At 53.1% G+C, this 11,160-nt stretch carries 9 protein-coding genes, 1 pseudogene and 2 riboswitches; of the genes and pseudogenes, 8 read left to right on the top strand and 2 right to left on the bottom strand.

Going from position 1 to position 11,160, the window contains the following annotated elements; genetic code table 11:
• Positions 1–63: 63 nt before the first annotated feature.
• Positions 64–387 (bottom strand): winged helix-turn-helix transcriptional regulator, encoded by a 324-nt coding sequence (locus HGBM_RS06295; protein ID WP_019120240.1) that lies wholly within the window; start codon positions 385–387, stop codon positions 64–66.
• Between the two features lie 233 nt (positions 388–620).
• On the opposite strand from HGBM_RS06295, the gene trxA reads away from it, so the two are divergent.
• The 4 genes from trxA to metX all read left to right on the top strand — a co-directional run bounded on the left by trxA (position 621) and on the right by metX (position 6,275).
• Complete coding sequence (trxA, locus tag HGBM_RS06285) at positions 621–935, top strand: thioredoxin (RefSeq protein WP_019120238.1); 315 nt, start codon at positions 621–623, stop codon at positions 933–935.
• 392 nt (positions 936–1,327) lie between these two features.
• The gene (uvrC, locus tag HGBM_RS06275) at positions 1,328–3,103 is read left to right on the top strand and encodes an excinuclease ABC subunit UvrC (RefSeq protein ID WP_019120237.1); all 1,776 of its coding nucleotides are present in this window, start codon (positions 1,328–1,330) and stop codon (positions 3,101–3,103) included.
• A 100-nt stretch (positions 3,104–3,203) separates the two neighbouring features.
• Positions 3,204–3,395, top strand: a riboswitch (Lysine riboswitch).
• 264 nt (positions 3,396–3,659) lie between these two features.
• Positions 3,660–4,901, top strand: a complete 1,242-nt coding sequence (locus HGBM_RS06265; RefSeq protein ID WP_019120235.1) for an aspartate kinase — start codon at positions 3,660–3,662, stop codon at positions 4,899–4,901.
• Between the two features lie 114 nt (positions 4,902–5,015).
• A riboswitch (SAM riboswitch) is annotated at positions 5,016–5,125 on the top strand.
• Between the two features lie 85 nt (positions 5,126–5,210).
• The gene (metX, locus tag HGBM_RS06260; protein WP_019120234.1) at positions 5,211–6,275 is read left to right on the top strand and encodes a homoserine O-acetyltransferase MetX; all 1,065 of its coding nucleotides are present in this window, start codon (positions 5,211–5,213) and stop codon (positions 6,273–6,275) included.
• Between the two features lie 67 nt (positions 6,276–6,342).
• Here metX and HGBM_RS06255 read toward each other — a convergent pair whose 3' ends face one another.
• On the bottom strand, positions 6,343–6,819 hold the full coding sequence (locus HGBM_RS06255) for a DUF2507 domain-containing protein (RefSeq protein WP_019120233.1): 477 nt from the start codon (positions 6,817–6,819) through the stop codon (positions 6,343–6,345).
• Between the two features lie 544 nt (positions 6,820–7,363).
• On the opposite strand from HGBM_RS06255, the gene HGBM_RS06250 reads away from it, so the two are divergent.
• From HGBM_RS06250 to HGBM_RS30715, 4 genes and pseudogenes are all read left to right on the top strand, one after another.
• A complete protein-coding gene (locus HGBM_RS06250) occupies positions 7,364–7,978 on the top strand; it encodes a succinate dehydrogenase cytochrome b558 subunit (protein WP_019120232.1) in 615 nt (204 codons plus the stop codon).
• 18 nt (positions 7,979–7,996) lie between these two features.
• Positions 7,997–9,757: a succinate dehydrogenase flavoprotein subunit gene (gene sdhA / locus HGBM_RS06245; RefSeq protein WP_019120231.1), complete on the top strand. Its 1,761-nt coding sequence runs from the start codon at positions 7,997–7,999 to the stop codon at positions 9,755–9,757.
• Between the two features lie 2 nt (positions 9,758–9,759).
• Entirely contained in the window at positions 9,760–10,509 is a 750-nt protein-coding gene (sdhB, locus tag HGBM_RS06240; protein WP_019120230.1) for a succinate dehydrogenase iron-sulfur subunit, read from the top strand.
• Between the two features lie 148 nt (positions 10,510–10,657).
• Positions 10,658–11,160 (top strand): annotated as a pseudogene (locus HGBM_RS30715) (S8 family serine peptidase); the annotation flags it as partial.

The raw sequence follows: 11,160 nt of genomic DNA, 5'->3' as shown, positions 1-11,160 counted from the left end.
GCTAAGAAAGGAAAAAAAGAGGCAGATCTTGAGCAGGAACCAAGATCTCCTCTTTTGGTTTTTTCATTCCCAGCGATCTCCCCACTCACCGATGGCATCAATCACTGATTTCAAATCCTTGCCTTTTTCGGTCAATTCGTACTCGATGCGTACAGGGGTTTCGGGGTATACCCGGCGGACGACAATGCCTGCAGCTTCCAGCTCTTTCATTCGCTCAGTCAGCATCCGGTCGCTCATATCCGGTATTTGCTCTTTTACATCTTTAAATCGGCACGGACCGCTCATGAGGACGCGAACGATCAAACCGGTCCAACGCTTCCCGATAATTTCCATCGCTTTCTCGTATTTCGGACACATGTGAGAGTAGTCGTAATGTTTTGGTTCCATTCGAATCACCCTATTTCTATTGTAAAGCGTAAAGGAGGATACGTACAACGTCTAATTTCCTTACAATATGCCGTTTTTCAAGGAAAATGTCAATCTGACCGTATCTTTTGCAATCGATGGGCAGAATATGTGTATGCTTGAAAGTGTCGCTTGCCATAGTTATTTTCGAAAGGGAATGGTATACTTTTGAATCGTAAGGTGATTCACAAAGGAAAATAAGGAGGAGAGCCTTCATGGCAATTGTTAACGTATCAGACCAAACTTTTGCACAGGAAGTGGAAAGCGGTACCGTACTCGTCGATTTCTGGGCGCCTTGGTGCGGTCCTTGCAAAATGATAGCTCCGGTTCTGGAGCAAATCGATAGTGAGGTAGGAGAAAAACTAAAAATCGCCAAGCTGAACGTCGACGAAAATCCGGAAACGAGCGGCCGCTTCGGCGTCATGTCGATTCCGACCCTGATGGTCTTCAAAGACGGCCAGATGGTCGATAAAGTCATCGGCTTCCAACCAAAAGAAGCCTTGATGGCGACACTGGGCAAACACCTGTAAGTTTTCGGCCTTGACAGCATCAGACAACTGATGCTGTTTTTTTGTTGCGTTTCAAGAAGGTATCGATAAAAATTCTTATTATGCTTAAATGAATTTTTATGACTCAATGGGGCTGCAAATCCTTGGCGAGAAGGCCCCCCGGTCGTGAAAAAAGCAAGAGAGTTGGGAATTCAATCGAAAATTCTCGGGGGCAACGGCTTCAACAAGAAGCAAGAAAACTGTTAGCACCCCTTCTTAAAACGGAACCTTTGTAAACAAAATCGGCTCTCTGTTATCCAACCCGAGCGTTCTCCCGGTTTTTCTTCCATTTCCCCATGAAACTGCAGGAACGTTTGTGCTACTATGGAGAGTAGAGCAAAAATACGTTACTGCCTATGAAAGGGGGGAGCGGCATGAGCACGATAAAAGACAAACTGGCCGTGCTGCCTGACAAACCGGGTTGTTACCTGATGAAAAACAAGCAGGGCGAAATCATCTACGTCGGCAAGGCAAAAGTCCTGAAGAACCGCGTTCGCTCTTACTTTACGGGCAGCCATGACGGCAAGACGCAGCTTTTGGTGAGCGAGATCGCCGACTTTGAATACATCGTCGTCTCTTCCCCGATTGAGGCGCTGATCCTGGAGTGCAACCTGATCAAGCAGCACAATCCGCGCTACAACGTCATGCTGAAGGACGACAAGACCTATCCGTACATCAAGATTACCAATGAAACGCATCCGCGGCTGGAGATTACCCGCAAGGTGAAAAAAGACAAGGCGAAGTACTTCGGACCATACCCGAACGCCGGGGCGGCGAACGAGGTGAAAAAACTGCTCGACCGTCTCTACCCGCTGCGCAAGTGCAAGACCCTGCCCAAACAGGTTTGCCTGTACTACCACATGGGCCAGTGTCTGGCTCCCTGCGTCTACGAGGTGGACCAAGAGGAGAATCAGCGGATCGCCCTTGAGATCGCGAAGTTTCTCGACGGCGGCCATGAGGCGATGAAGGCGGAACTGACAGAAAAAATGATGCAGGCGGCCGAGAATATGGAGTACGAGCGGGCCAAGGAACTGCGCGACCAGATTCACAATATCGAAGCGGTGATGGAAAAGCAGAAGATCACCCTGATGGACACGGTAGACAGGGATATTATCGGCTTTGCGACAGACAAAGGCTGGATGTGCGTCCAGGTGTTTTACATGCGCCAGGGCAAAATGATCGAGCGGGAGTCGGCGGCCTTTCCTTTTTACGCGGACGAGACAGAGGATTTTATGTCTTACGTGACCCAATTTTACTACGACAAACTGCAGGCCCTGCCAAAAGAGATTCTCCTGCCGCAGAAAAGCGAACCGGAGCTGCTCGCGGAGTGGCTGGGGGTAAAAGTGCTGACGCCGAAGCGGGGCAAAAAACACGAGCTGGTGCAGATGGCCTGCGAAAACGCAAGGCTTGCCCTGGAAGAAAAATTCTCGCTGATGTCGAAGGACGAGGCGCGGACCATCCAGGCCGTTCACAACCTCGGCCACATTCTGGGCATCAGCGCGCCCCATCGGATCGAAGCGTTCGACAACTCGAACATTCAGGGGGTGGAGCCCGTTTCGGCGATGGTCGTCTTTACCGACGGCCGGCCGGACAAAAAAGAATACCGCAAGTTCAAGATCAAAACGGTAACCGGACCGGACGATTACGGTTCGATGCGGGAAGTGATCCGCCGCCGCTACACTCGTCTGCTGAAAGAGAACCAGCCTTTGCCCGACCTGATCGTCATCGACGGCGGCAAGGGGCAGATCAGCGCAGCGATGGAGGTGCTCCAAGATGAGCTGGGATTGTACATTCCGGTGTGCGGACTGGCCAAGGATGAAAAGCATAAAACCGCGGAGCTGTTGTTTGGCGACCCGCCTTCGCCTGTCGAGCTGAAGCGGGACAGTTACGAGTTTTACCTGCTGCAGCGTATCCAGGATGAGGTACACCGCTTTGCGATCACCTTCCACCGGAGCGCTCGCAGCAAATCGCTGCTCAGCTCGCAGCTCGACGAGATTCCAGGCGTTGGCGAACGGAGGAGAAAGCTGCTGTTTCAACACTTTGGATCGATCGAGCGGATGCGTCAGGCCAGTGTGGAGGAATATCGGCAATTGGGAATCGGGGACAAGTTGGCCCGTGAGATCATCCAGCATCTGCGCAAAATGAATTGAACGCTGCCTGTTTACGTGGTATAATCCCTTTCAAATGAATAACTAGAACTCACTTCCCTCGTTTGGAGAGTCAGTGACTTGACTCCCAACCGAATTGCAGAAGTGAGCTAGAGGCGCGAAGGCCATGAGTACCCTCTTCGAGATGCGGGCATTGACGACAGGAGCGGGAAAGGGGCATTCGCCGAAGTGCGGCCGATTTGCTCGACATCTGCCGTGCTGGGCCTGCGTTGAACAAGCGCAGGACTGTCATCCGCGTGGTTGCCTGTCACCCGGATGGAGAGCTAACTCACTGAACAGGAGTCTGTTTGATACTGACTGCTGCTCGGAGTAGGGAAGGAGGAACCGGTATGTCCATGCGCGGCAACGGCAGGTTAATCCTTGTCGTTGCCTTTTTTGGCAGGTAAGAAAGCAGGGCTTCCTGATCCTGCATGAAAAGCTTCCTAATTCTGCGAGAAGTTTTCAATCGAAGTTTTTCTTCTAAACTTTTCTGTCGATAAGAAGAGATTTGCCCACTTGACTTACGTATCGGATCCAATAGAGAAGGAGAGAAGCCAGAATGGGTTTGATTGTGCAAAAGTACGGCGGCACCTCGGTGGGGACTGTCGAACGCATCATGCGGGTCGCAGACCGGATCATTGAGTATAAAAACGCGGGCAACGACATGGTGGTTGTCGTCTCGGCCATGGGGAAGTCGACAGACGTTTTGATCGAGATGGCGAGACAGATTGCGCCCAATCCGTCAGCGCGGGAAATGGATATGCTGCTTACGACGGGCGAACAGGTTTCCATCGCGCTGCTGGCCATGGCCCTGCAGCAAAAAGGATATGATGCGGTCTCTCTGACCGGCTGGCAGGCGGGCATCGCCACGGAATCCGTGCACGGAAAAGCCAGGATTCAGGAAGTGGATACCGCCCGGATTCGTTCGGAGCTGCAGCGGGGACGCATCGTCATCGTCGCCGGTTTTCAGGGGATCAGCGAAAAAGGCGAAATCACGACCTTGGGACGCGGCGGATCGGACACGACTGCCGTCGCGCTGGCCGGGAGTTTGCGGGCGGACAAGTGCGAAATTTTTACCGATGTATCCGGCGTATACACCGCCGACCCGCGCGTCGTCCCGATGGCGCAAAAATTGGACAGCATCTCGTACGATGAAATGCTGGAGCTGGCTATCCTCGGAGCCGGGGTGCTTCATCCCAGATCCGTGGAAGCGGCGAAAAAATACAAGGTGAAATTAGTGGTCAGATCTAGCTTTTCACAAGAAGAAGGCACTTGCGTAGAGGAGGCTGCCGATATGGAAACAGGAAGAGTAGTAAGCGGTGTAGCCCATGATGAAGATATCGCCAAGATTACCGTCGTGGGAATGCCGGCTCGCGTAGGGACGTTGTCGCGACTGTTCAACACCTTGGCGGGCGCACAAATCAACGTCGACATTATCATTCAAAGCTCGTACGATGCCGCCGTGACCAATATTTCCTTCACCGTTTCTTCCGATGATCTGGTCAGGACGCTTGACACGCTGGCCGCTTATCAGGAAGCGCTCGGTTTTGACAAGGTGGAGCATGAATCGGGATTGGCCAAGGTCTCGATCGTGGGCGCAGGGATGATCACCAATCCGGGCGTCGCCGCCGAAATGTTTCAACAGCTGGCGGAGCAGGACATCTCGATTAAGATGGTCTCTACTTCCGACATCAAGGTATCCTGCGTCATTCCTGCCGAGCAGACCAGCTTGGCTGTACGGACCCTGCATACGGCGTTTGGGCTTGACGTGGCAGAACAAGCAGTCGTTCACGGCATCTGAAAAACCCCAAAATCTCGGTTTGCCGGTTGACAGGAAAAGACTCCCGGCGTATGATTAAGAAAAGTTTTTAAAATGAGTAGTGTTTGATGAAGTTTCCAAAATTAAACAATGGAACTCTTATCAAGAGTGGTGGAGGGACTGGCCCGATGAAACCCGGCAACCCCGCAAGAGCGGAGAGGTGCTAAATCCTACAAGTGTAACAGCGTGCACTTGAGAGATAAGAGTGGGTGACCGGGATGTCTGTTGCACCCCCTCTTCTCCAAAGAAGAGGGGGTTCGTTTTTCTTCAATCGGCAAGGAGGATGCGCAAGTGAAACGTGTGGCAATCGGGGATGTGGTTCTCGAATCAGGAGAATGTATTCGGCAGGTAGAAGTAGGGTATCAAGCGTATGGGACGTACGACCGGGAGGCGAACAACGCCGTGCTGGTCTGCCATGCGCTGACCGGAGATGTCTACGTGGCTGGGGACGAACAGCGCGCCGGGTGGTGGGAGGGGTTGATCGGCCCGGGCATGCCGATCGACACCAACAAGTATTATGTGATCTGCAGCAATGTGCTCGGCGGCTGCTACGGCACGACGGGACCGGCCAGCCTGTGTCCCGGCGATGGCAAGCCCTATGGCTCGCGATTTCCGTTCATCACGATTCGCGACATGGTCCGGGTGCAGCGCCGGCTGCTGGAGGTCCTCGGCGTCGATCAGCTCTATGCGATCATCGGCGGATCTGTCGGCGGGATGCAGGTGTACGAGTGGATGACCGAGTATCCGGAGATGATGCAGCTGGCCCTTCCGATTGCCACTTGTTCGCGGTTTTCGGCGATCGCCATCGCCTATAATGATGTGGCCCGTCAGGCGATCCAATCCGATCCCGAGTGGCAGGGCGGCGACTACTACCCTGGGGCCGGACCGAGACGGGGGCTTTCGGTAGCGCGAATGATCGGCATGATTACCTACCGCACGGCGGAGCTGTTCGAGGAGCGGTTCGGGCGAAGCCTGCAGGCGCCCAATGATTCCGATCCGTCCCAGACGATGTTTCAAATCGAGAGCTATTTGCGCTATCAGGGCGAAAAGCTGGTAGATCGCTTTGACGCCAACAGCTATCTCACCCTGCTCAAGGCGATGGATACGCATGACATCGGTGTAAACAGAGGCGGCATTGAACAGGCGCTCTCCCGCGTCCAGGCGAAGGTGGTCAGTATCGCCATTGACAGCGACCTGCTCTACCCCGACTCACATCAGCGTGAAATGGCGGAGCTGATGCGCCGCCTGGGGAAGGATGTCGATTTCTACATCATGGAATCCAAATACGGCCACGACGGCTTTCTGGTCGAATTTCAAAAGATGGGGAGGATTATCAAGCCTTACTTCGACCGATGAGAGCAATCCTGGATCGGCAGCAAGCAAAGAGACTCCGCTGGAAATGTGGGCGGAGTCCTCGTTTTGCCTAGTGCTTGTCCTCTGAATAGACGTGTATGGTGACAAGGCGCTGTTTGCCCGGTACAATGGGACTGATGACAAGCTCTGCCCGCACCTTTTTCTTCAGGCAGCGGCCCACCGCTCCGGCGATGATCCCGCACTCAAAGGAAAGGGAATGTTTCAGGCGGCTGCCGGGAAGGTGGTCGTAGAGCAAATGGGTGAGGGAAAATTGATGGTAGTCGGAGGTTTCCTCCACCAGCTCAAGCTTGCCGAGCCCAAGCCGGATAAACAGCATGGACAAGTCGGCGGCGGATTTTAACGCAAATTCACTGCCGATGTCTTTGCCCATCCAGTAGAGGATTGGCGGCTCGCTTTCACCCAGCAGCTTTTGTGTCATCGTCTCACGCAAAAAGTGATAGCCAAGGTAGGGCATATTCATTTGCTCCGCCCGGGCGATTACGTCAGGGGCGAGGAGGGTAGCAAGCGGATCGATCGTTTGGCGCATCGCTTCGGCTCCTTTTTATTGGGATTGTTACTAAAATATGAGCCGGAGAATCGGGACATGACAGGTTTGGCCCAGCCAAGTTTCAGAGCTGTCAAAAAGCCCGCGGCAGGCTTTTGATGTACCGTGCCGCTGTCGGCTTATTTTTTCTGTTTGACTGCGTTTATTCTATAGATGAATTCAGTTCATCAATCGCTTGACGCTCTGTAGAGACAGGGGTAAAATGGTTGTGGTCAGATACCAAACGCCGATTCTCTACAATTTGACAAATTCGGACAAGCTTCGTTGTCCGGATCAGAAATCGTTTACATAAAGCCTGTCCGGCGAGGGGGGGATGGCGATGAATAGTTTACTTGGCGGTAGTGAAAGAATGAGTCTAACCGGACTATCAATGGGACAGGATAGTGGAGAAGAGGTTAGGGTTTGATGGTTACAAAACGGTCAAGACCGTTTTGCTGACCGCAAGCGGTCAAATCCATGTTTTATGAAAAACGTCAAGACGTTTTTCACAGAAATAAGCGAGGACTGATCACAAGGGGGGCCCAGCATGGCGAACAGCCGTCAATTTTTTAACCATAGGCTGCATTCATTATTAGGCTTATTTCCAGTAGGTGCATTTTTGTTGATTCACTTGACGGTCAACTACCAGGCGACGAAAGGAGCCGAAGCATTCGATAAAGCAGCGGCAACGATGGAAAGCATTCCGTTTTTGCTCTTTGCAGAATTCCTTTTTATTTATCTTCCGCTTCTGTTCCATGCGATTTACGGTTTGTACTACGCATTCCAATCGAAGAACAATGTCAAGAATTACGGTTATTTCCGCAACCACATGTTCATGTGGCAGCGCATTACCGGGGTGTTTACCCTTATTTTCGTTGCGTGGCACGTTTGGGAGACACGGATTCAAATCGCCCTTGGCAACGTGGAATTAAACTACGACATGATGGCGAACATCCTGAGCAACCCGGTCATGGTCGTCTTCTACGTGCTTGGCGTGCTCGCCGCCGTCTTCCACCTCTCCAACGGAATCTGGTCGTTCCTCGTTCACTGGGGAATTACCATCGGGCCGCGCTCGCAGCGAGTTGCCACTTACTTTACGATGATCGTTTTCGTCCTGGTATCCTTCGTCGGCCTGCGGGCAGTGGCAGCATTTATTCAATAGAGACAGGGGGAAGAAATGATGGCAAAAGGCAAACTAATCGTTGTCGGCGGCGGATTGGCCGGCCTGATGGCGACAATCAAAGCAGCAGAACATGGAGTACCCGTAGAACTGTTCTCCCTTGTTCCGGTTAAGCGTTCCCACTCTGTTTGCGCACAGGGCGGGATTAACGGCGCTGTCAATACCAAAGGGGAAGGCGATTCTACCTGGGAACACTTTGACGATACGATTTACGGCGGGGACTTTCTCGCCAACCAGCCTCCGGTAAAAGCGATGTGCGATGCGGCACCGGGGATTATCTACATGCTCGACCGGATGGGCGTCATGTTTAACCGGACGCCTGAAGGGCTGCTTGACTTCCGCCGCTTCGGGGGAACGAAGCACCACCGTACGGCGTTCGCCGGAGCGACAACCGGCCAGCAGCTTCTGTACGCGCTGGATGAACAGGTGCGCCGCTTCGAGACGGAAGGTCTCGTCACCAAGTACGAATACTGGGACTTCCTGGGTGCCGTCCTGGATGACGCTGGCGTATGCCGGGGAATTACCGCGCAAAATCAGCGTTCCGGCGAAATCAAATCGTTTGCCTCCGACGCCGTCATCATGGCGACCGGCGGACCGGGGATTATCTTCGGAAAGACGACCAACTCGATTATCAATACGGGTACGGCTGCTTCCGAACTGTACCAGCAAGGGGTTATCTACGCCAACGGCGAGTTTATCCAGATTCACCCGACGGCAATTCCCGGGGATGACAAGCTGCGCCTGATGTCCGAATCTGCCCGCGGGGAAGGCGGACGGATCTGGACGTACAAAGACGGAAAGCCTTGGTATTTCTTGGAAGAGAAGTATCCGGCATATGGGAACCTCGTTCCCCGCGACATCGCAACTAGGGAAATTTTCCACGTCTGCGTTGACCTGAAATTGGGGATCAACGGCGAAAACGTGGTATACTTGGACTTGTCACACAAGGATCCAAAAGAACTGGACGTAAAACTCGGCGGGATCATTGAGATCTACGAGAAATTCGTCGGGGATGACCCGCGGAAGGTTCCGATGAAGATCTTCCCGGCTGTCCACTACTCGATGGGCGGCATGTGGGTCGACTACAACCAAATGACCAACATCCCAGGACTGTTCGCCGCAGGCGAGTGTGACTACTCGCAGCACGGCGCCAACCGTCTCGGTGCCAACTCGCTGCTCTCCGCCATTTACGGCGGCATGGTCGCAGGACCGAAGGCAATTGAGTACATCAACGGCTTGAATAAATCTTCCAGCGATCTGTCCAGCGCTGTATTGGACAGCTATACCAAACATCATCAGGAGAAATACGAGAACATCCTGAAAATGGACGGAACGGAAAACGCGTATGTGATTCACCGTGAACTGGGCGAGTGGATGACCGACAACGTAACCGTCGTTCGCTACAACGACCGCCTGCAAAAGACGGACGAAAAAATTCAGGAATTGATGGAGCGCTACAAGAAGATCAACATCAATGATACGCAGCGCTGGAGCAATGCCGGAGCGTCCTTCACCCGTCACCTTTGGAACATGCTGATATTGGCCCGGGTGATCACCTTGGGTGCGCTCAAACGCAACGAAAGCCGCGGTGCCCACTACAAGCCGGAATTCCCGGAGAGAAACGACAAGGACTTCCTGAAGACTACGATGGCCAAATTCAACCCTGAGACGCTGGCTCCCGACATTTACTACGAGGATGTAGACATTTCGTTGATTCCGCCGCGGAAACGTGACTACTCGCACGATAAGGGAGGACATTGATCATGGCCGAAAAGTATGTTCATTTGATCGTGACTCGTCAAGATACTCCTGACAGCACACCATATAATGAGGAATTCAAGGTTCCATACCGTCCGGGAATGAACGTCATCTCCGCACTGATGGAGGTTCAACGCAATCCGGTTAACGCACAGGGGCAAAAAACAAAGCCGGTTGTATGGGAATCCAACTGTTTGGAAGAGGTTTGCGGCGCCTGCTCGATGGTGATCAACGGCAAGCCCCGCCAAGCCTGCTCGGCTTTGATCGACAAGCTGGAACAGCCGATCCGAATCGCTCCCATGACTACTTTCCCGGTACAGCGCGACCTCTCCGTTGACCGCAGCCGCATGTTCGACGCATTGAAGCGCGTGAAAGCGTGGATTCCGATCGACGGTACCTACGATCTGGGACCTGGTCCGCGGATGGCCGAAGTAGACCGTCAATGGGCGTACGAATTGTCCAAATGCATGACTTGCGGCGTATGTCTGGAAGCTTGCCCGAACGTGAACAGCAAAAATCCGTTCATCGGCCCGTTTGCGATTTCCCAAGTCCGGTTGTTCAACGAGCATCCAACCGGCAAAATGAATAAACACGAACGCTTGGAAGCATTAATGGCGGAAGGCGGTATCGGCGAGTGCGGCAACTCGCAAAACTGCGTCCAATCTTGCCCGAAAGGCATTCCGCTGACGACTTCCATTGCACACATGAACAGGGAAACGACGAAACACGCGATCAAGACGTTCTTTTTCTCATAAGCTGCCCAGCACCCTTCAATCGACAATGTCGGTTGGAGGGTGTTTTTTGCTGTCATAGGGATTTATCCCTGCGGTTCCGGTTTTTGAATACTCCCCTCTTTGCTTTGGAACACTGAGGTCAGGGATGTTTTTGAGGGGGGCCTGGATGATGAAACGACGTATAATCTGTTTAGGTGTGGCTTTATCTTTGCTTCTTATGCCGATATCAGCACATGTCACCGGTACGAACAACACGACCGGCAAAAAAGTGGCACTTCTGCAGGGGAATTTGGTTACCCGAGAGCGGGTTATTCAGGATTTGCTGAAACACCACCGCCGCCTGTCAAACGGCGCTGCTCCCGGCAGCAGCCAGAATTCGCCGCAGGAAGCGGACGAGTGGAGCAGTATGGAACAAGTGCTCCTGGGGGAACAGGTGACAGAGGCGCCCACATCGACTCTGGAGATGATTGAGGCGCCGAAAGCATGGCAGGAGGCGAAAGTGAAGGGCGAAGGAATGCTGATCGCGGTCGTGGATACGGGAATCAATCCTGCCCATCCAGACCTGCCGCAGCCTCAAAACAAGCAGATGGCCCAGCAAAAAAGCGGCACGGCGGACAAGGTCATCCCCGGTTACAATTGGGCTGACCGCAATCAAACCACCAAAGACGTTGG

Origin of the sequence: Brevibacillus massiliensis, assembly GCF_000311785.1 — a bacterium.
Taxonomy (GTDB): domain Bacteria; phylum Bacillota; class Bacilli; order Brevibacillales; family Brevibacillaceae; genus Brevibacillus_C; species Brevibacillus_C massiliensis.
This window is presented reverse-complemented; position numbering and strand designations above follow the sequence as displayed.